We start from the raw sequence: 20502 nt of genomic DNA, 5'->3' as shown, positions 1-20502 counted from the left end.
CGCGAGGAGGCGACATGGAGATCACCCGGTTCTGGGACGCGCTGCCCGACCGCGCCCGGGAGGCGCTGCGGCGCGAGGGGACGACCGTGATGATGAAGCCGGGCGCCCTCCTCACGCGCGAGCACACCCACACGTCCCAGGTCTTCGTCCTGCACCGCGGCGCCGTGAAGGTGTGGGTCGACCGCGCGGGCGACATCGCGATCCTGGACGTGCTCGGCCCCGGCGACCTCGTCGGGGAGCTGGAGGCCGTCGACGGCGGCGTCCGCCACGCCAACGTCGAGGCGCTCACCGCCGTGGAGGCGACCCGGCTGACCGCCGACCGGTTCCGCCGCGTCCTGGACGCCCACCCCGGCACCGTCTGGACCGTCGCCGCCGTCCTCGCCGAGCGGCTCCGCGACGCCAACGAGCTCCGCATCGCCCACTTCCCCGACGACCCCGAACGCCGCCTCGCCGGGCGGCTGCTGCGGCTGACGTCGCGGTTCGGCGCCCCGCCCGCCGCGGACGGCGGGTCCGGGAACGGGGCCGCCGCGGCCGTCGAGGTGCGGCTCCCCGTCTCCCAGCAGGACCTCGGGCGGTGGGCCGGGATGGGCCGCCGCAAGGTCGCGCAGATCCTCACCGCCGAGTCCGTCCGCGGCGGCCTCGCCGTCGCCCGCAACGTGATCGTCGCCCGGAACGTGATCGTCGTCCGGTCGGCCGACGCCCTGCGCCGCCTCGCGAACGGCGACTAGCGGAACCCGGCGGGCGCGTGCGGCCACGGCGGCGGCTCCGGGAGCGGCCCCCGGACGGTCACGCCCGTGCCGTCCGAACGCCCGCTCAGCCAGCCCAGCAGCGCGCGGGCCGTCCCGGACGCCTCGGCGCCGGTCGCGTCGCCGAGCACCGCCTCCTCGCCCAGGTCCGTCACGACGATCCGGTGACCGGCCAGGCCGAGCAACTGCTCGCGGGGCAGCGCCGCCATGTCGGCCAGCGTGCTGCGAAGCGCCCAGTCCACGTACTTCCGCGGCCAGTCGGCGGGCCCGTACCCGGCGGCGAGGTCGGCGTGGTGGGCCTCGACCTCGTGCCAGCGCCGCAGGATCGTGTACCAGGCCGGATGCTCGTAGCTCGCCATCGCCCGCACCCGGACGTCCCAGGCGTCCTCGGGCAGCGCGCGGGCCAGCCCGGCGAACCGCGCGGCACTGGCGCGCACGTCCTCGACGAGCTCGTCGCGGCCCCGTCCGGCGCCGGCCTCGATGTCGGCGTTGCGCTCCGCCACGCTGGGGTACTGCGGGGTCTCCGTGCCGGTGCGCGCCCATTCCAGCAGGTTGCACAGCGAGTCGGCGTTACGGGCGATGTGCGTGGCGACGTGCCCGCGGCTCCATCCCGGCAGTGCCGAGGGGGCGCGAAGCTCCGCGTCGTCCAGCGCGGACAGCGTGGCGGCGATGCGCGCCACGCCAGAGTCGAGGTCGTCGATCACGTCACGGGCGAATTCCGAGGTGCTCACGACCGTCCATCCTGACCCACCCGCACGCCGCGTTGCACCCCCGGCCGTCCCCCGTTCACAATGCCGATCATGGAATTTCCGATCTGCGTCACCTGCGGCGTCCAGTACGGCGCCCCCCGTGCCGACTGCCCGATCTGCGAGGACGAGCGGCAGTACGTCGGCTGGGAGGGCCAGCGCTGGACGAGCCTGGCGGAACTGCGGGCCGCCGGGCACCGCGCGCGGATCGAGGAGGAGGGCCTGGACGTCGTCGGGATCGGCACCGAGCCGTCCATCGCGATCGGCCAGCGGGCGCTGCTGCTGCGCACCCCCGCCGGCAACGTCCTCTGGGACATGATCACCCACATCGACAACGACCTGGTCCGCGAGGTGCACGACCTCGGCGGCATCGACGCGATCGCGATCAGCCACCCGCACTACTACGGCACGATGATCGAGTGGGCGCACGCCTTCGACGCCCCCGTCTACATCCACGAGGCCGACTGCCGCTGGGTCGCCCGCCCCGACGACGCCGTCGTCTTCTGGGCGGGCGACACCCGCGAGATCGCCGACGGCGTCACCCTGATCAACGCGGGCGTGCACTTCGACGGCGGCCAGGTGCTGCACTGGCGGGACGCCCGCGCGCTGTTCTCCGGCGACATCCTGCAGGTCGTCAACGACCGCGACTGGGTCAGCTTCATGTACTCGTACCCGAACTTCATTCCGGAGCGTCCCCGGACCGTCCGCCGCGCGCTGCGCCTGCTCGAGCCCTATGACTTCGACCGGGTCTACGGGGCCTGGTGGCGCAAGATCGTCTACGCCGACGGCAAGAACGCCGTGCGCCGCTCCGCCGACCGCTACCTGGAGTACGCCCTCGACGACGAGTGACGCCTCCCGGCCGCGTGCCGGAACGTTCCGAACGCCATGGGCCGGCCCCGTCCCGAACATGACAATGGTTTCCATTGTCGCTAATATCCCGGCGTGACCTCCACGACTGCGCGCTCTCCCGGCGCTGCGCCCGCCCGGGCCCGGCGGCGCCCCGGCGTTCCGGCCGTGTGCGCGGCGCTCGTCCTCGCCCTGCTGGGACTGCTCGTGCTCTCGGCGAGCGTGGGCACGGTCGCGGTGTCGCCCGGCGACGCGGCCCGCCTGATCACCGGGCACCTGGTCCCCGGGGCGCCCTGGATGCGCGACGGGAGCCTGTCCCCGCTCCAGGACCAGGCCGTCTGGCGGTTCCGGCTGCCGCGGGCGCTGCTCGCCGCCACGGCGGGCGCGGGGCTGGCGCTGGCGGGCGCGATCATGCAGGCGGTGGTGCGCAACCCGCTGGCCGAGCCGTACATCCTCGGCGTCTCGTCGGCCGCCGGGATGGGCGCCGTCCTCGTGATCGTGCTCGGCTCGGCGGCGGTGGCGGGGCTCACCGTGCACACGGCCGCCTTCGCGGCCGCCGTGGCCGCGAGCGCCCTGGTCGCGGTGCTCGCGCAGAAACGCGGGACGCTCGCGCCCACCCGGATGATCCTGACCGGCGTGGCCCTCGGGTCCCTGTTCAGCGCCGTCACCAGTTACCTGACGATCACGACCGAGGCCCAGAACGTCTACAGCGTGCTGTTCTTCCTGCTCGGGAGCGTCTCGGCGGCGACCATGGGCAGCCTCGCCGCGCCCGCGGCGGCGCTGGCCGTCGCGGCGGTGGTGGTCGCCGTCAACGCGCGCGGGATGAACGCCCTGATGTCGGGCGAGGAGTCGGCGACGGCGCTCGGCGTCCGGGTCGTCCGGCTCCGGCTGGTCCTGCTGGTCACCGCGTCGTTGCTGACCGGGGCGGTGGTGTCGGTGGCGGGCGGCATCGGGTTCGTCGGCCTGGTCGTCCCGCACGTCGCGCGGATCCTGGTCGGCGGGGACCATCGCAGGCTCCTGCCGATCGCGGTGCTGGGCGGGGCGGCCTTCCTCATGCTCGCCGACCTCCTCGCCCGGACCGTCGCCGCCCCCACGGAGGTGCCGATCGGCATCATCACGGCGTTCGTGGGCGCGCCGTTCTTCCTCTGGCTGATGCGCCGGGACGGCGCCGCACAGGCGGGACTCGACCGATGACGGTGGAATTCGACGGCGTCGGGATCCGGCTCGGCGGCGCGGAGATCGTCCGCGACGTGTCCTTCGCGGTGCCGCGCGGGCGCGTCGCCGGGCTGCTCGGCGCGAACGGCAGCGGCAAGTCCACGCTGCTGCGCGCCCTGTACGGCGCCGTCCGCCCGCACGAGGGCGAGGTGCGCATCGACGGCGTGCCGGTCCCGCGGCTGCGCCCCCGGGAGCGCGCCCGCAAGGTGGCCGTCGTGCTCCAGGACACGATGATCGACGCGGACATGACCGCGCTGGAGGCCGTGCTGCTCGGCCGCACTCCCCACGGCCGGGGCTTCGGCGCGGACCGCGCCGCCGACCTGCGCGTCGCGCACGGCGCCCTGGACCGCGTCGGCGCCGCCGACGTCGCGGGCCGCCCGCTGTCGGCGCTGTCCGGCGGCTACCGGCAGCGGGTCTCACTCGCCCGCGCCATCGCGCAGGACGGAGAGGTGCTCGTCCTCGACGAGCCGACCAACCACCTCGACATCGAGCACCAGCTGGAGCTGATGCATCTGGTCGCCGACCTCGGCCGCACGACGATCGCCGTGCTGCACGACCTGAATCTGGCGGCCGCGCACTGCGACACGGTCGCCGTACTCCACCGGGGCGGCCTCGCCGCCGTCGGCCCGCCCCGCGACGTCCTCACCCCGGGCCTCGTCCGCGAGGTCTTCGCGGTCGACGCGATCACCCTGACGCGGCCCGACACCACGGCGCCCGTCCTGGCGTTCGACCGTGCCGTGCCCCGAACCGAGGACGTCCCCGCATCGCGCACGGAGCCGGAACCGCGCGACGCCTCGTCCCCGGCGGGGCCCTCTTCCCGTCCGGCCGCGGGCCCGGCGTCACCGCGCCCGGCGGCGCCTCCGCCGCGGGCGCACTGACCGTCGAGGACCGCGGCCGCGAGGCGACCGGGCGGGTGCTCGTTCCGGTGGCGGGCGTGTTCGAACACGTGTACGGTCTTATGGTGCCGTCCGCTCCCTGCGGGACGGGCGGGGGACTTGAGGAAATGCGGCGGCGACCAGCGCTGTTATGGAATCCGGGGATGTTGCGTCCTCCCATTCCGCATCGCCGCGCCCAGAAGGGGAACCGGGAAACGCCGTGCATGACCGACTCATCGTGCGTGGAGCACGCGAGCACAACCTGAAGGACGTCTCGCTGGACCTCCCGCGGGACTCCATGATCGTGTTCACCGGTCTGTCGGGTTCCGGGAAGTCGAGCCTGGCCTTCGACACGATCTTCGCCGAGGGCCAGCGCCGGTACGTCGAGTCGCTGTCGGCGTACGCCCGGCAGTTCCTCGGGCAGATGGACAAGCCGGACGTCGACTTCATCGAGGGTCTGTCGCCCGCCGTGTCCATCGACCAGAAGTCGACCAGCAAGAACCCGCGGTCCACGGTCGGGACGATCACCGAGGTCTACGACTACCTGCGCCTGCTGTACGCGCGCATCGGCCATCCGCACTGTCCCGAGTGCGGGCGGCCGATCAGCAGGCAGGCGCCGCAGCAGATCGTGGACCGGGTGCTCGAGATGGAGGAGGGCACCCGGTTCCAGGTGCTGGCCCCCGTCATCCGGGGCCGCAAGGGCGAGTACGTCGAACTGTTCCGCGAACTCCAGTCGAAGGGCTTCTCCCGCGCGCTCGTGGACGGCGCGATGGTCCGGCTGGACGAGCCGCCGAAGCTCAAGAAGCAGGAGAAGCACGACATCTCCGTCGTGGTGGACCGGCTCTCCGTCAAGCCCTCCGCCCGGCAGCGCCTCGCCGACTCGGTGGAGACGGCCCTCGGCCTCGCGGGCGGGACGATCTTCCTCGACTTCGTCGACCTGCCCGAGGACGACGACCAGCGCACCCGGATGTTCTCCGAGCACCTCTACTGCCCGTACGACGACCTGTCGTTCGAGGAGCTGGAGCCCCGGTCGTTCTCGTTCAACTCGCCCTACGGCGCCTGCCCGGACTGCACCGGCCTGGGGACGCGCATGGAGGTCGACCCCGAGCTGGTGATCCCCGACGGCGAGCTGACGCTCGGGGAGGGCGCCGTCCAGCCGTGGTCCGGCGGGCACGTCAGCGACTACTTCCTGCGCCTGCTCTCGGCCCTCGGCGACGCCATGGGCTTCGACCTGAACACCCCCTGGAACGAACTGCCGAACAAGGCGCGCAAGGCCGTCCTGAACGGGCACGAGACGCAGGTCCACGTCCGCTACAAGAACCGGTACGGACGGACGCGCTCGTACTACACGGCGTTCGAGGGCGTGATCCCCTACATCCAGCGCCGGCACGCCGAGTCGGAGAGCGACTACAGCCGCGACAAGTTCGAGGGCTACATGCGGGAGATCCCGTGCCCGACCTGCAAGGGCGCGCGGCTCAAGCCCGAGATCCTGTCCGTCACCATGGGCGGCATGTCGATCGCCGAGGTGGCCGCGCTGCCCATCGGCGAGTGCGCCAAGTTCCTGCTCGCGATGGAACTGAACGACCGCGAGAAGCAGATCGCGGAACGCGTGCTCAAGGAGATCAACGCCCGGCTCGGGTTCCTCCTCGACGTCGGCCTCGACTACCTCACGCTGGACCGGGCGTCCGCGACGCTCGCGGGCGGCGAGGCGCAGCGGATCCGGCTGGCGACCCAGATCGGCTCCGGCCTCGTCGGCGTCCTGTACGTGCTGGACGAGCCCTCCATCGGCCTCCACCAGCGCGACAACCACCGGCTGCTCGAGACGCTGCTGCGGCTGCGCGACATGGGCAACACCCTGATCGTCGTCGAGCACGACGAGGACACGATCGCCGCGGCCGACTGGGTCGTCGACATCGGCCCCCGCGCGGGCGAGCACGGCGGCGAGATCGTCGTGTCCGGCACCGTGGACGAGCTGCTCACGTCGGAGAAGTCGCTCACCGGCGCGTACCTGTCGGGCCGCCGGGCGATCGCCGTCCCGGAGATCCGCCGACCCCGCACCAAGGGCCGCGAGATCACCGTCAAGGGCGCCCAGCAGAACAACCTGCAGAACGTCGACGTCGCCTTCCCCCTCGGCGTCCTCACGGTGGTGACCGGCGTGTCCGGGTCGGGCAAGTCCACGCTGGTCAACGACATCCTCTACAACTCGCTCGCCAAGAAGGTGAACGGCGCCAAGACCGTCCCCGGCAAGCACCGCCGCGTGAACGGCGTCGACCAGCTCGACAAGGTCGTGCACGTCGACCAGTCCCCGATCGGCCGCACCCCGCGCTCGAACCCGGCGACCTACACCGGCGTGTTCGACCACATCCGCAAGCTGTTCGCGCAGACGACCGAGGCGAAGGTCCGCGGCTACCAGCCGGGCCGGTTCTCCTTCAACGTCAAGGGCGGCCGCTGCGAGAACTGCTCCGGGGACGGCACGATCAAGATCGAGATGAACTTCCTGCCGGACGTCTACGTCCCCTGCGAGGTGTGCCACGGCGCCCGCTACAACCGCGAGACGCTCGAGGTGCACTACAAGGGCAAGACGATCAGCGAGGTGCTCGACATGCCGATCGAGCAGGCCACCGCGTTCTTCGAGCCGATCACCGCGATCCACCGGCATCTGAAGACCCTCAACGACGTCGGCCTCGGGTACGTCCGGCTCGGCCAGCCGGCGCCCACCCTGTCGGGCGGGGAGGCGCAGCGGGTCAAGCTCGCGTCCGAACTGCAGAAGCGCTCCACCGGCCGGACCGTCTACGTGCTGGACGAGCCGACGACCGGGCTGCACTTCGAGGACATCAACAAGCTCCTCGGCGTCCTCAACGGCCTCGTCGACAAGGGCAACTCGGTCATCGTCATCGAGCACAACCTCGACGTGATCAAGACCGCCGACTGGATCATCGACATGGGGCCCGAGGGCGGCTCCCGCGGCGGCACGGTCGTCGCGGAGGGCACCCCCGAGGACGTCGCGAAGGTCGAGGGCAGCCACACCGGCCAGTTCCTCGCCAAGATCCTCGGCTGAGCCGGCCGGCCTCCGCCCGCGGGGGCCGGTGCGGGGGATTCCGGGGCGTACACGAGGATTGGGACATGAGCAACGAACAGACGCCCGGAGCCGCGCGCGAGGACGTGCGGTCCGCCGGGAGCAGCGGGATCGGTCGGCGCGCGGTGCTGTGCGGCGCGGGCGCCGTCGGCGCCACGGCCGTGCTCGCGGGCTGCGGGTCCGGCGGGGAGACGAAGTCGGCGGAGGAGCTCAAGGGGCAGGAGATCGCGAAGGTCTCCGAGATCCCGGTGGGCGGCGGCAAGACGTTCGGCGACGCCAAGCTCGTGGTGACGCAGCCCCGGCAGGGGCAGTTCAAGGCGTTCTCGGCCGTGTGCACCCATCAGGGGTGCACGGTGGGACGCGTGGCCGACGGCCTGATCAACTGTGCGTGCCACGGCAGCGAGTTCAAGATCACCGACGGGTCGGTGGCGGAGGGCCCGGCCGACCGGCCGCTCAAGGAGTACCCGGTGCGGGTCCAGGGCGACGCGATCGTCGTCGCCTGATCCGCCGGACCCCGCCCGCCGGCGCGGACCCCGCGGGCGGAGGCGTCACCGCGGCTTGACGATGTGCACGCGGCCGTCCGAGTTCGGGCCGGCCCCGTCGCCGTCCCCGGCCGTCCCCTCGCCGGGACCGCCGGGGACGTGGCCGTCCGGGCCGGTGCGGAAGCGGGGGAGCGCGTCCGGGTGGTGCGTGCGCACGTAGGTGACCAGGTGCTCCCGGACGTCGCAGCGGAGGTCCCACGTGGTGCCCGAGTCCGCGGCGGTCATCACGGCCCGCAGCTTCACCAGGCCGTTGGGCAGGACGTCGGTCACCTGCAGGGCCCAGTCGCGGCCGTCCCACAGCGGGTGCTCGCGCAGGTACGCGTGCAGCGACTCGCGGAGTTCGTCCAGCGGGACCGACCAGTCGACGGCCAGTTCCACCGAGCCGTACAGGCGGGTGGAGTACCGGGTCCAGTTCTCGAACGGCTGCTCGGTGAAGTACGACACCGGGAAGATCATCCGGCGGTCGTCCCAGAGCCGCACCACGACGTAGGAGAGCGTCAGCTCCTCCACGCGCCCCCATTCGCCGTCGGCGACGACGACGTCGTCCAGGCGGAGGGCGTCACCGAACGCCAGCTGCAGGCCGGCGAGCAGGTTGCCCACGGCCGGCTTGGCTGCGATGCCGACGACGACGCCCAAGATCCCCGCGGACGCCAGCACTCCGGCGCCGATCGCGCGGACGGCCGGGAAGGTGAACAGCGCGGCGCCGACCGCGAGCACGATCAGCAGGGCGGCCCCGATGCGGCGCAGCAGCAGCATCTGGGTGCGGGTCCGCCGGGCCCGGCGGTTGCGGTCGCCGCCGACCTCCATGAGGCGGTGCAGCGGCGGGTCGGTGAACGCGTAGATGATGCGGAGCACCAGCCACGTGGTCGCGCCGATCGCCGCGATGCGCAGGGCGTGCGAGACGGCCTTCTCGCCGCCGTCCCACAGGTGCTCGTACGGCATCGCGCCGCTGACGCTCACGACCACCGCGAACACGAACGCGGGCGCCGCGCAGCGGCGGGCGGCGTTGCCGGCCGCGGGCCAGCGCGCGGACAGCCGGCCGGCCAGCACCCGCCGGCCGGCCTCCACGACGATGACGCAGGCCGCGACGACGGCGGCCAGCACGATCCAGGCCCAGAGAGCGGACACGGTCGCTTCGACCCCCTCGGAGAGTGAGAAAAGAGCAGTTCAACGATACTTTCCGGCGCGTTTGCCCTCACACGCCCGCGGCGTCGAGACATCCGTCACCGGGGGCGCGGACCCGTCCATGGTGAACGTGCGGCCGCCGCGGGAACCGGAGGCGCACGGCGTGTCGGTGCCGCCCACTAGCATTTCGAGCGTGGCAGACCCGGCGACCTACCGACCAGCACCCGGCTCCATCCCGGAGTCCCCGGGCGTGTACCGGTTCCGCGACGAGCACGGCCGCGTCATCTACGTGGGCAAGGCCAAGAACCTGCGCTCGCGGCTGAACTCGTACTTCGCCGACTTCACGACCCTGCATCCGCGCACCCAGACGATGGTGCGGACGGCGGCGCGGGTCGACTGGACGGTCGTCGGAACCGAGGTCGAGGCGCTCCAGCTCGAGTACTCCTGGATCAAGGAGTTCGACCCGCGGTTCAACGTCCGTTACCGCGACGACAAGTCCTATCCCTATCTCGCGGTCACGCTCGGCGAGGACTTCCCGAGGGTGATGGTGATGCGGGGCGCCAAGCGCAAGGGCGTGCGCTACTTCGGGCCGTACTCCCACGCGTGGGCGATCCGGGAGACGGTCGACCAGCTCCTGCGCGTGTTCCCGGTCCGGACGTGCAGCGCCGGGGTGTTCAAGCGGCAGCACCAGCTCGGCCGGCCGTGCCTGCTCGGCGACATCGGCAAGTGTTCGGCGCCGTGCGTCGGCCGCGTCTCGCCCGACGAGCACCGGGCGCTCGCCGAGGACTTCTGCGCCTTCATGGCGGGGGAGACGGGCCGGTTCATCAAGAGCATCGAGGCGGCGATGCGCGACGCCGCCGCCGACCAGGAGTACGAGCGCGCCGCGCGGCTCCGCGACGACATGCGCGCCCTCGAACGGGCGCTGGAGAAGCAGGCGGTGGTGCTGCCCGACAGCACCGACTGCGACATGATCGCGTTCGCGGAGGACGAGCTGGTCGCCGCCGTCCAGGTGTTCTACGTGCGCGGCGGCCGCATCCGCGGGCAGCGCGGCTGGGTCGTGGACAAGGTCGAGGAGGTCACGACCGCCGACCTCGTCGAGCACTTCCTCATCCAGATCTACGGGGAGAGCGACGCGGTGCCCCGCGAGGTGCTCGTCCCGGAGCTGCCGCCCGAACCCGACCCGATGGCCGAGCTGCTGGCCGAGCGCCGGGGCGGGCCCGTCCGGCTGCGGGTGCCGCGGCGGGGCGACAAGAAGGCGCTGCTGGAGACGGTCGAGCGCAACGCGCACGAGGCGCTCAAGCAGCACAAGACCCGCCGCGCCGGCGACCTGACGACCCGCAGTGTGGCGCTGCGCGAGCTGCAGGAGGCGCTGGAGCTGGACGAGGCGCCGCTGCGCATCGAGTGCTACGACGTGTCGAACCTCCAGGGGACGAACGTCGTGGCGTCCATGGTCGTGTTCGAGGACGGGCTGGCCCGCAAGAGCGAGTACCGGCGGTTCACGATCAAGGCGGTCGAGGGCCAGGACGACGTCCGCTCCGTGCACGAGGTGATCACCCGCCGGTTCCGCCGCTACCTGGCCGAGAGCGAGCGGACGGGCGAGCTGGACTCGCTCGGCGATCCGGAGGCCGAGACCGGGGGGGCGCCGGACGGCGGGACGCCGATCGACCCGGAGACCGGCAGGCCCCGCAAGTTCGCCTACCCGCCGAACCTGGTCGTGGTGGACGGCGGTCCGCCGCAGGTCGCGGCGGCGCAGCGCGCCCTGGACGAGCTGGGCATCGAGGACATCCCGGTCTGCGGCATCGCCAAGCGGCTGGAGGAGATCTGGCTGCCCGGGGAGGACGACCCGGTGATCCTCGCCCGCAACAGCGAGGGCATGTTCCTCGTGCAGCGGCTCCGCGACGAGGCGCACCGGTTCGCGATCACCTTCCACCGGCAGCGGCGTTCCAAGGCCATGACGTTCAGCGAACTCGATAATGTTCCCGGTCTGGGCCCGGCGCGGCGCTCGGCGCTGCTGAAGCACTTCGGCTCGGTGAAACGGCTGAAGGAGGCGACGCCGGAGCAGGTCGCCGAGGTACCGGGCATCGGGCTGCGCAGCGCGGAGAGTATCGTCGCCGCCCTGCACGGCACGATGGGGCACGGACAGCACGGACAGGCGCACGGAACGCAGGCGCACGGAGCGACGGGGAGCGCGGCGGGGAAGGATCCGGGCGACGGGCCCGGGGACGGGGACGCGGACGGGTCCGCGGCCGACGGGGAGCACAGGGGGAGACGGGCGTGACCACCGAGACCAAGGTTCCGGACATCGTCATCGTCACCGGGATGTCCGGGGCGGGCCGCAGCACCGCGGCCAAGTCGCTGGAGGACCTCGACTGGTTCGTGGTCGACAACCTCCCGCCGGGGCTGCTGGCCACCATGGCCGATCTCGGCGGGCGGGTGAAGGACGCGGTGCCGCGCATCGCGGTCGTGGTGGACGTGCGCAGCCGCGCGTTCACCGAGGACCTGCACTCCTCGATCGCCGAGCTCGAGGCGCGGGGCGTCCACCCGCGGGTGGTGTTCCTGGAGGCGAGCGACGCCGACCTGGTGCGGCGCTTCGAGAGCGTGCGGCGCCCGCACCCGCTGCAGGGCGACGGGCGGCTGGTCGACGGCATCGCGCGGGAGCGGGAGCTGGTCCGCGAGGTGCGGGCCGAGGCCGACCTCGTGATCGACACCAGCGGGCTGAACGTGCACGAGCTCCGCGCGAAGATCATCGGCTACTTCGGCACGGACACGGGGGAGTCGCGGCTGCGGGCGACCGTGGTGTCGTTCGGTTACAAGTACGGCCTGCCGGTGGACGCCGACCTGGTCGTCGACTGCCGGTTCCTGCCGAACCCGCACTGGGTGCCCGAGCTGCGGCCGAAGACGGGCCGGGACGTCGCCGTCCGCGACTACGTGCTGGGGCAGCGCGGCGCGAAGGAGTTCCTGGAGGCCTACACCGACGTCCTGCGGCTGCTCGCCGACGGGTACGAGCGGGAGGGCAAGCACTACGTGACGCTCGCCGTGGGATGTACCGGCGGCAAACACCGTAGTGTGGCCATGGCGGAACAGATCGCCGCCCGGCTGCGGGACGAGGGCCTCGACGTGCAGGTCGCCCATCGTGATCTCGGCCGTGAGTGAGACCCGTGCCGCGGTGACCCGGCGCGGGTCCCGGACGAGGAGAGAAACGGCACGGTGAAGCCCCTCGGGCCGAAGGTCGTCGCGCTCGGCGGCGGCCACGGACTGTACGCCTCGCTGTCGGCGCTGCGCCGCGTCACCGACCGGCTGACCGCGGTCGTCACGGTCGCCGACGACGGTGGTTCCAGCGGACGGCTCCGCCGCGAGCTCGGCGTTCTGCCGCCCGGCGATCTCCGGATGGCGCTGGCGGCGCTGTGCGGCGACGACGAATGGGGGCAGACCTGGCGGGACGTCGTCCAGCACCGGTTCCGCAGCGAGGGCGACCTGCGCGGGCACGCCGTCGGGAACCTGCTGATCGTCGCGCTGTGGGAGCTGCTCGCCGAGAACCCCGACTCGACCGTCGCCGGGCTGGACTGGGTGGGACGGCTGCTGGGCGCGCACGGGCGGGTGCTCCCGATGGCGGCCGTCCCGATGGACATCGTCGCCGAGGTGCGCGGCGCCGACCCGTCCCGGCCGGACGAGATCGGCCAGGTGCGGGGCCAGGTGGCGTGCGCCAGCACCCCGGGCGCAGTCCTCGGCGTGTCGCTGGTGCCCGCCGACCCGCCCGCCTGCCCGGAGACGATCGCCGCGGTCGAGGACGCCGACTGGATCGTGTTCGGCCCCGGCTCGTGGTTCACCAGCGTGCTCCCGCACCTGAAGGTGCCCGCGCTCGCCCGCGCCCTGACCTCTTCCAAGGCCCGCCGCGTCGTCGCGCTGAACCTCGCGCCGCAGCCCGGCGAGACCGACGACTTCTCCCCCCAGCGCCATCTCGAGGTGCTCCAGGCGCACGCCCCCGATCTGACGGTCGACGTGGTCCTGGCCGACGACGGCGTGGTGGACGACCCGGACGCGCTCGACAAGGCCGTCCGGGAACTCGGCGGGCGTCTCGTGCTCGCCGGGGTCGCCGCCGATGACGGATCCCCACGTCATGAACCCGCCCGCCTGGCCCAAGCCTTCGTACAGATATTCAGCGAGTGACGACCGGCGCGGCCGTTTTCGGCCACACTGCTGGAAGTCCGATAGGGGGAGGGGTCAACAGATGGCGATGACCGGTGTGGTCAAGGACGAGCTGAGCAGGCTCACGGTGCTGAAGCCGTGCTGCCGCAAGGCGGAGGTCTCGACGCTGCTGCGTTTCGCGGGGGGTCTGCACCTGGTCAGCGGTCGCATCGTGATCGAGGCCGAGATCGACACGAACGTTGCCGCGCGGCGGCTCATCAAGGACATCTCGGAGGTGTTCGGGCACACCTCGGAGGTGGTGGTGCTCGCGCCGAGCGGGCTGCGCAAGGGCAACCGGTACGTGGTCCGGGTGTTCCGGGACGGCGAGTCCCTGGCGCGGCAGACCGGGTTGATCGACAACAACGGCCGTCCGGTGCGGGGGCTGCCGCGGCACGTGGTCGCGGGGGCGGCCTGCGACGCCGAGTCGGCCTGGCGGGGCGCGTTCCTGGCGCACGGGTCGCTGACCGAGCCGGGCCGGTCGATGTCGCTGGAGGTGACGTGCCCGGGGCCGGAGGCGGCGCTCGCGCTGGTCGGCGCCGCCCGCCGGCTCAAGATCCACGCGAAGGCCCGCGAGGTCCGCGGGGTGGACCGCGTCGTCGTCCGCGACGGCGACGCGATCAGCGCCCTGCTGACCCGGCTCGGCGCGCACGGCGCCGTGCTGCAGTGGGAGGAGCGGCGGATGCGCCGGGAGGTGCGCGCCACCGCGAACCGGCTCGCGAACTTCGACGACGCGAACCTGCGCCGATCCGCGCGGGCCGCCGTCGCGGCGGGCGCCCGGGTGGCGCGCGCGCTGGAGATCCTCGGCGACGACGCGCCCGAGCACCTGGTGAACGCCGGGCGGCTGCGGCTGGAGCACAAGCAGGCGTCGCTGGAGGAGCTGGGCCAGCTCGCCGACCCGCCGCTGACGAAGGACGCCATCGCCGGCCGTATAAGGCGTCTGCTGGCCATGGCCGACAAGCGCGCGAGCGACCAGGGCGTCCCGGGCACCGAGGCGAACCTCACCGCCGACATGCTCGCCCCCTGAGCCGTCCGGGGGCCGTGCCGCGGGACCCGCGGCACGGCGCCGTCAGCGGGGGCGTCGGCGGGCGTGGTCGCCGCGCAGGACCCGTTCGATCAGGTCGCTCCGGAGCTGCCCGTATCCCGTCGCGGCCCACACGCTCGTCTCCGGGGCCGCCTCGAAGTACGGGACGGGACGGTCGCCGCGATCGTCCAGCAGGTACCTGGGGGTGCCGCGGTCCTTCGCGGCGCGGGCGCAGTCGCGGCAGGCCCGCACCCGGAGGCTGCGGCGGGTGCCGGGCGGACGCCAGGTGAGCCGCACGGCCGCGTCGCCGTGGAGGGGATTGAAGAAGCAGAGCGGTTCGGGCGGGATCCCGGGGCCGCCGGCGGCCAGGGAGCCGGCCGAGGCGAGCGCGTCCCGCCCCTGGTCCACCAGCACCAGCACGCCCGCCAGGTCGGGAATCCCGCGCGCGTCGTCGAGCACGCGCCCGGCGGCCGAATAGGCGTCCAGCGCGCGGGCCAGCAGGTCGCGGACCACCGGGTCGGTGCCCGGCACGTCGGTGCGGTCCAGCAGCTCGCCGAACGCGATGACCTCGGCGGACGCCTGGGCGCGCAGCTCGTCGCGGGTGGCGCGGTCCGCCGTGGCGAACACGGTGCGTTCCAGCAGCAGCGCGTCCCCCGCCGTCCGCTGGGCCCGGACCGGCGCCGCCATCCGGCGGTGCTGCCACAGCAGGAGCCCGCCGACGGCCGCCGCCGCGACCGCCGCGCCGCCCAGTGCGGCACCGAGGGCCCCGGCGCCGTCCCCGTCGCCTCCGGCGCCGCCCCCTTCGCCTCCGGCGGCGCTCTCCGGGCGGGCCGTGGCGGACCGCGAGCGGGACCGCTCCCGCAACGCCGCCGACTGCCGCCGGTACTCCTCCTCGCCCTTGCCGGTGCGCAGCAGTTCCAGGGTCCGGTCGAGCCGGTCGGCGAGCGTCGCCTTCCGGAACGCCGGATCGAGGGAGACCGCGAGGGCGGCGTGGCGCACCTCCATGCCCCGGTCGTCGGTGAGGTCGTCGGGCAGGAGCCGGGCGTTCAGGTCGCCGGCGTACTTCCCGAGCGTGATGAAGACGCCGGGGCGCCCCAGCCTGGACTGGACGACGGCGGCGAGCTGTTCCGGCTCCTGCCAGGTGCCGCCCGCGATGATCGGCACGAGGACGACGAACGTCGGCCGCGGCTGACGGCCCAGCTCGTCCAGCACCCGCCGCCGCCGGGCCGCGGGCAGCGCGGACTCGAGCGACGGGTCGACGTGCAGCGGGGAGCGGCGCAGGGCGGCGGCGATCCGCTCGCCGGGGGAGGGGGCCGTCATGACTCGACTTCCAGGTGGGTGAGGACCTTCGCGGCCAGGGGAGCGCGCGCACCGTACTCGGCGGCGACCCACGGGCCGCGCAGGTCGTGATGGGGGACCTTCCCGCCGGGGCGCGGGATCCGCAGGGTCAGGGACGCGACCCGATCCTGCGGCGCGTCGGCGCACGGCGCGCACACGTGCCGCCGCCCGTTCCCGTCGGCGGCGCGGATCCGCCGCCGACGGGAGGCCGCGCCGTGCAGCGGGTTGACGAAGCAGGGCGGGGACGGCGGCCCGTCCCCGTCGAGCGCCGCCGTCCCCTCCCGGGCCAGCACGATCACCACGACCAGGTCGTGCGCGCGACCGGGATCGGTTCCGGCGTCGTCGAACAGGATCTGCGCGGCGTCGAACGCCTCCGTCGCGCGCCGCTCGCGCGGGCCGCCGAGGCCCGGGGCGTCGGCGAGCGCCGTGCGCAGCGCGGACAGCTCCCGTTCGGCGAGCCGGCGGAGCCGCCGCGCGCTCGGCCCGGCGGGGGCCTCCGGGCGCCTCCGCTCCGTGCGGCCGCCGCGCCGCCACCGGAGGACCAGCCGCCCGGCGGCGTACAGGACGGCGCCGCCGGCCGGGCCGATGAGCAGCAGCCCCAGGAAGAACGGCCCGGCGGGTTCCGGTTCGACGTCGCGCAGCGGGCGGTCCTCCGCGCCGAACGGGTCGAGCCGCCCGTAGAGGCGGTGGTCTCGCGGGGCGTCGGTGACGGGGAGGTCCCGTACCTGCCGGATCCGATCGACGATCCGCCCGTCGAGCCCGGCGAGCCGGTCGCCCTCGGGCGGCCGCTCGTAGCCGGCGTCCAGGGCCGAGAACCGGCGGCGGACGTCGAACGCCACCGTCTCCACGGTGCCGCGCGCGTCGGCCACGACGTACAGGCCGCCCCTCCCGGTCCGCTCCCGCAGGAGGCGGGCGAGCAGGGGGCCCCGCCCCTGCGACTCCGATTCCGCGGGATTGGGGACCACGACCACCCAGACCCGGGCGTCCAGCTCCGCGGTGGCGTCCCGGACCGCCGCGCGGACGCGGGCGAGGCCCGCGCCGCGCAGCGCCGTCGGGAGGTCGGGGTCGACGAAGACGGGGTCGCGCGCGAGGGCGGCGCCGATCCGGTCCACGCGCGCGTAGCCGTGGCCGGGGAGCCGCGGCAGCGCGCCGTCCGCGGCGCCGTCCGCATCGGCCCCGGCGGGCGGCGCCGGGAGGGGCGCGGTGAGGACGGCGGCGGCGAGCGACGCCGACAGCGCCGCGACGCGCCGGAACTTCGCCGTCATCGGTTCCCGCCCCGCTTCCCGCGGCTCCGAGCCCGCGCGAGACCGACCCCGGTGAGCAGCCCGATCGTGGCGAGGGCGCCCAGCGCGGTGCCGCCGATCCGCGCGGTGCGCTCGGCGTCGGCCGCCGCGGCCTCCTGCCGCGCTCGCCGGTCGAGTTCGATGCGGGCGCGTGACTTCGGCCGCCGATCCGCCGGGAGGTACTCCCCGGCGGTGCCGTCCTCGATGACCCGGACGAACGTCTCCACCATCGCGACCGGCCCGGCGTCGGAGGGCAGCCGGGACCCGGCGGACCGCCAGGCGTCCTCGGCGGGCACCGAGTGGCCGCCGCCGAACATCTGCGCGCTCCCGTTGTCGTCGTCCAGCACGAGGTACAGGCCGGGACGGCCCAGGCGGTCGTACAGCAGCGCGGCGAACTTCTCCTGGTCGAGGTAGGTCTCCAGCGACGACGGGAGGAGGGCGACGTGGTAGGGGACGTCGAGCCGGTCGAGGGCCCGGGCGATCCGCGCCCCGGTGTCGGGTGTGACGGCACGGAGCATGTGGTCGGTGACGTACACCGGGTTCTCGCGCAGTGCGCGGGCGATCCGGTCGGCCCGCAGGCCGTCGGCGGACGCGCTCCCGGCCGGGTCGGCGCGGACCGCGGCCGGCGTCGTGAGGACGAGCAGCACCGCGGCCATCAGCATGAACGGGACCCGGACCATGACACGGGATCTTAGGGGTCGGCCCCATAAAAGGCATTAGGGCCACCGAATCGCCGAAAGCGGACGGGTGCGGGCCGGCCTCGGGCGCCGGTCAGCGTCCGCGGCGGAGCGCGCCGTCGGCGGCGGCCGTGAAGGTCAGCCGCCGCCCGTCCAGTACCGCGTCGACGCGCACCGCGCCGCCCGGCAGCGGTATCGCCCGGACGTGCGGCGCGGCGTCGCCCCGGACCGGGGCGATCAGCGTCAGGATCCGGGCCCGCGGCCCGCCGGCCCGGAACTCGACCGTGGGCGCGGCGACCCTCTTCCCCGGGCCGGGGAAGATCCATCCCTGCGGCGGGGAGAGCCGGCCCCGCACGACCCCGGCGGCGCCCGGCGCCGCCGCGCCCGGCAGCGGTATCCGGAGGAAGTGCACGCGTACCCCGCCCGCGACGGCGGTCGCGCCCGTCCCGTCCGCCTTCGCCGCGAACGCGGACGGCAGGTGCCAGTACTGCGTGATGTCGCGGGACGACGCCGAACGGGCCTCGTCGAGCACCGCGAGGGCGTCCGGGCCGGACGCCGCCAGCACCGAGCGGGTCCGGGTCGTCCCGTCGAACGAGGTGTCGGAGAACGCGAACGTGTCGGCGCCGTCCCGGAACCGGTGCCCGGTCAGCCGCGTCTCGGCGGCCGGATCGAACCCCGCCCCTTCGACGACGAACGTGTTGTGCGCCCGCGGGGAGTGCAGCCACTCGCGCCAGGCCCTGTCGTTGTAGCCGACGTGCCCGCTCGGCACGAGGATGTCGCGCCCGTGGGCGAAGAAGGTCAGCGCCATGTGGTCGTTGTGGCCGTGCGCGTACCGCCCGGGCCCGAACCGTGCCGTGTACGCCATCTCGTCCTCGTAGGCTCGGTCGCCGTTCCCCCAGCCGGAGCGGCCCATCACGTACCCGGCCTCGTAGACGCGCGCCCGCGCGTCCGGCGGCGTCCCCTTCTTCCCCCGGGTGGCGACGTAGGTGAGCGGCCCGTCGTCCGACGCCCCGGTGTCCTCGGCCCTCCCGGCCTGCGACTCGCCGATCTGGACGAGGTCCCCGGCCGGGGTCGTCTGGAACGCGATGAACTCGTCCATCAGCGCGTGCCTGCGTGCCAGTTCGCCGGGGACGGCCCGGCCGCACGCGCGCATCACCGTCATCGCCTTCCGCCACCGCGACCGGTTGTAGACGGTGTAGTGCGTCGACTGCTCGTTGTCGGCGCCCTGCGCGTCGATGGCGGGCCGGACCCCGCCCGGCGGGTCGAACACCGAGTCCAGCAGCCTGCCCGCGGCGAGGTCCGCCAGGTCGTCGCGGCCGATCGAGCAGGCGGCCGTCAGCAGGATCATCGACTCGTCGGTGCCGTGGTTCCAGGGACCCGAGTAGTGCTCGGGGTCGGCCAGCCAGGTCGCGTGCCGGGCGATCGCCGCGTCGAGCCAGGGCGCCGCGCGGTGCCCGCGCAGGCACACCAGCGTGGCGAGGCGGAACTTCGTCCCCTCGGCGATCGCCTCGCGGCGGTCCGTCCCGAAACGCTCCGGGTCGCCGTTGTCGGCGAGCCAGTCCCGGACGATCCCCGCGGCGAGGTCGAGGGCGGCGGCGTCGCCCGTCCGCTCGTGCTCCTCGATCGCGCCGCCGAGCCATTCGAGGGAGTGGAACCACAGCAGCCACGTCCGGTCGCCGTGCGGGTCCAGGCTCCAGTCGACGTCCGTTCCGGACGCGACCCGCACGGGCTCCCTGCCGACCGTCCGGAACCGCCCGGCCGCCACCTCCGCGAGCGGATTCAGCCGGTCGAGCCCGTTGTAGCCGAGGCAGACGCCCTCACCGGCACGGGGGGCGCCGGCCTCCGCGGGCGGCACGGCTCCGCGCGGCGCGGCGTCACGGCATCCGGACGCGGCCACCAGCAGTGCGGTCGTCGCGGCGACGGTCGCCGCGCGTGGGTAGCGGATCATCATGTGGCGGAGACAACGGAAGCTCTCGTAGGGATGACCTGGCCCGATGTCGGGACGGCGAACGTCCCGTACGCCCGGGGGAACGGCGGGTGAACTCGCGGCGGGGGCGTCATCCGGCCGGCGGTTCGGGTGTCACCACCCATGTGGTGACCATTGGGAGCGCCGGGCCGCAGGAGGACGACCCGGACGCGCGGGCGGCGCCCGCGCCGCCCGCGCTCGAGGAGTTGTTCGCCGAGCACTATCCGCGGCTCGTCGGGCTGGCCCGCCGGCTCGGCGCGGACGATCCCGAGGACGTCGCGCAGGAGGCGTTCGCCCGCCTGCACGACCGGCGCGCGGTCCTGCGCGACCCGCGCGCCGCCGCGGCCTACCTGCGCGCGACCGTCTGCAACCTGACCCGCAACCGGCTCCGCCACCTGCGGATCGCCCGGCTCCGGCAGCCCCCGCCGCCCGAGCCCACGGCGGCCGCCGAGGCGGTGGCGCTGGGCCGGGAGGACCACCGGGAACTGCTCGCCCGGCTGGAACGCCTGTCCCGGCGGCAGCGGGAGGCGCTCGTCCTGCGCTACTGGCTCGACCTGGACGACCGGGAGGTCGCCGAGGCGATGCAGGTGTCCCTCGGCGCCGCGAAGACGCACATCAGGCGCGGGCTCGGAGCGCTCCAGCGCGCCATGGGAGGGGGACGGCGGCATGACTGAGACCGGCACGCCCGGCGGCGGTGCGGACGCGAGGGGGCGGGACGCGAGCGGGCCGGACGCGAACCGTCCGGACGCGGGCCCGGCGGACGCGGACCTGCGGAGCATCGCGCGGGACCTGCACGCGGCCCTGCGGGCGGCGGACGGCGGGCGAGGGCGGGCCCTCGGCCCCGGCCCGGCGGCGCCGGAG

At 74.2% G+C, this 20502-nt stretch carries 18 protein-coding genes; 12 read left to right on the top strand and 6 right to left on the bottom strand.

The annotated features are described in order from the left end of the window. Positions 1–14: 14 nt before the first annotated feature. Positions 15–728, top strand: a complete 714-nt coding sequence (locus ACFQ11_RS26400; protein ID WP_378303292.1) for a Crp/Fnr family transcriptional regulator — start codon at positions 15–17, stop codon at positions 726–728. Here ACFQ11_RS26400 and ACFQ11_RS26395 read toward each other — a convergent pair. After that, positions 725–1477, bottom strand: a complete 753-nt coding sequence (locus ACFQ11_RS26395; RefSeq protein WP_378303290.1) for a maleylpyruvate isomerase family mycothiol-dependent enzyme — start codon at positions 1475–1477, stop codon at positions 725–727. The genes ACFQ11_RS26400 and ACFQ11_RS26395 overlap by 4 nt on opposite strands. 69 nt (positions 1478–1546) lie before the next feature. Here ACFQ11_RS26395 and ACFQ11_RS26390 point away from each other — a divergent pair, with 69 nt between their 5' ends. The 5 genes from ACFQ11_RS26390 (at position 1547) to ACFQ11_RS26370 (ending at position 8007) form a co-directional block, all read left to right on the top strand. Then, complete coding sequence (locus tag ACFQ11_RS26390; protein ID WP_378303287.1) at positions 1547–2341, top strand: MBL fold metallo-hydrolase; 795 nt, start codon at positions 1547–1549, stop codon at positions 2339–2341. Between the two features lie 93 nt (positions 2342–2434). Continuing rightward, on the top strand, positions 2435–3532 hold the full coding sequence (locus ACFQ11_RS26385; protein ID WP_378303285.1) for a FecCD family ABC transporter permease: 1098 nt from the start codon (positions 2435–2437) through the stop codon (positions 3530–3532). Then, positions 3529–4431 (top strand): ABC transporter ATP-binding protein, encoded by a 903-nt coding sequence (locus tag ACFQ11_RS26380; RefSeq protein WP_378303283.1) that lies wholly within the window; start codon positions 3529–3531, stop codon positions 4429–4431. The genes ACFQ11_RS26385 and ACFQ11_RS26380 overlap by 4 nt, the downstream gene beginning before the upstream one ends. Before the next feature lie 217 nt (positions 4432–4648). Further along, complete coding sequence (uvrA, locus tag ACFQ11_RS26375) at positions 4649–7486, top strand: excinuclease ABC subunit UvrA (RefSeq protein WP_378303280.1); 2838 nt, start codon at positions 4649–4651, stop codon at positions 7484–7486. 65 nt (positions 7487–7551) lie between these two features. Then, positions 7552–8007 (top strand): Rieske (2Fe-2S) protein, encoded by a 456-nt coding sequence (locus tag ACFQ11_RS26370; protein WP_378303278.1) that lies wholly within the window; start codon positions 7552–7554, stop codon positions 8005–8007. A gap of 45 nt (positions 8008–8052) precedes the next feature. On the opposite strand, the gene ACFQ11_RS26365 is transcribed toward ACFQ11_RS26370, so the two are convergent. Continuing rightward, positions 8053–9174, bottom strand: a complete 1122-nt coding sequence (locus ACFQ11_RS26365; protein WP_378303276.1) for a mechanosensitive ion channel family protein — start codon at positions 9172–9174, stop codon at positions 8053–8055. A 190-nt stretch (positions 9175–9364) separates the two neighbouring features. Here ACFQ11_RS26365 and uvrC point away from each other — a divergent pair, with 190 nt between their 5' ends. From uvrC to whiA, 4 genes are all read left to right on the top strand, one after another. Beyond that, positions 9365–11449 (top strand): excinuclease ABC subunit UvrC, encoded by a 2085-nt coding sequence (gene uvrC, locus ACFQ11_RS26360; protein ID WP_378303274.1) that lies wholly within the window; start codon positions 9365–9367, stop codon positions 11447–11449. Further along, entirely contained in the window at positions 11446–12324 is an 879-nt protein-coding gene (gene rapZ / locus ACFQ11_RS26355) for an RNase adapter RapZ (RefSeq protein ID WP_378303271.1), read from the top strand. Before uvrC ends, rapZ begins: the two co-directional genes overlap by 4 nt. Before the next feature lie 54 nt (positions 12325–12378). Continuing rightward, the gene (locus ACFQ11_RS26350; RefSeq protein WP_378303269.1) at positions 12379–13338 is read left to right on the top strand and encodes a gluconeogenesis factor YvcK family protein; all 960 of its coding nucleotides are present in this window, start codon (positions 12379–12381) and stop codon (positions 13336–13338) included. A 61-nt stretch (positions 13339–13399) separates the two neighbouring features. Next, the gene (gene whiA / locus ACFQ11_RS26345) at positions 13400–14380 is read left to right on the top strand and encodes a DNA-binding protein WhiA (protein WP_378303267.1); all 981 of its coding nucleotides are present in this window, start codon (positions 13400–13402) and stop codon (positions 14378–14380) included. A 42-nt stretch (positions 14381–14422) separates the two neighbouring features. Here whiA and ACFQ11_RS26340 read toward each other — a convergent pair whose 3' ends face one another. The 4 genes from ACFQ11_RS26340 to ACFQ11_RS26325 all read right to left on the bottom strand — a co-directional run bounded on the left by ACFQ11_RS26340 (position 14423) and on the right by ACFQ11_RS26325 (position 19626). Then, on the bottom strand, positions 14423–15697 hold the full coding sequence (locus ACFQ11_RS26340) for a hypothetical protein (RefSeq protein ID WP_378303265.1): 1275 nt from the start codon (positions 15695–15697) through the stop codon (positions 14423–14425). Further along, positions 15694–16980, bottom strand: a complete 1287-nt coding sequence (locus ACFQ11_RS26335) for a hypothetical protein (protein WP_378303263.1) — start codon at positions 16978–16980, stop codon at positions 15694–15696. The genes ACFQ11_RS26340 and ACFQ11_RS26335 overlap by 4 nt, the downstream gene beginning before the upstream one ends. Continuing rightward, positions 16977–17678 carry a hypothetical protein gene (locus ACFQ11_RS26330; protein ID WP_378303261.1) on the bottom strand — a complete coding sequence of 234 codons (702 nt, stop codon included), beginning with the start codon at positions 17676–17678 and terminating at the stop codon, positions 16977–16979. The genes ACFQ11_RS26335 and ACFQ11_RS26330 overlap by 4 nt, the downstream gene beginning before the upstream one ends. 91 nt (positions 17679–17769) lie before the next feature. Then, positions 17770–19626, bottom strand: a complete 1857-nt coding sequence (locus tag ACFQ11_RS26325) for a heparinase II/III domain-containing protein (RefSeq protein WP_378303259.1) — start codon at positions 19624–19626, stop codon at positions 17770–17772. Between the two features lie 143 nt (positions 19627–19769). On the opposite strand from ACFQ11_RS26325, the gene ACFQ11_RS26320 reads away from it, so the two are divergent. Beyond that, positions 19770–20315: an RNA polymerase sigma factor gene (locus ACFQ11_RS26320; protein WP_378303257.1), complete on the top strand. Its 546-nt coding sequence runs from the start codon at positions 19770–19772 to the stop codon at positions 20313–20315. After that, a partial coding sequence (locus tag ACFQ11_RS26315; RefSeq protein ID WP_378303255.1) for a hypothetical protein occupies positions 20308–20502 on the top strand: 195 nt, incomplete at its 3' end. The genes ACFQ11_RS26320 and ACFQ11_RS26315, both read left to right, overlap by 8 nt.

It is taken from the genome of Actinomadura sediminis (assembly GCF_042675525.1).
GTDB lineage: Bacteria > Actinomycetota > Actinomycetes > Streptosporangiales > Streptosporangiaceae > Spirillospora > Spirillospora sediminis.
The sequence above is the reverse complement of the archived record's forward strand: the minus strand, read 5'-3'. Positions and strand labels throughout refer to the sequence as shown.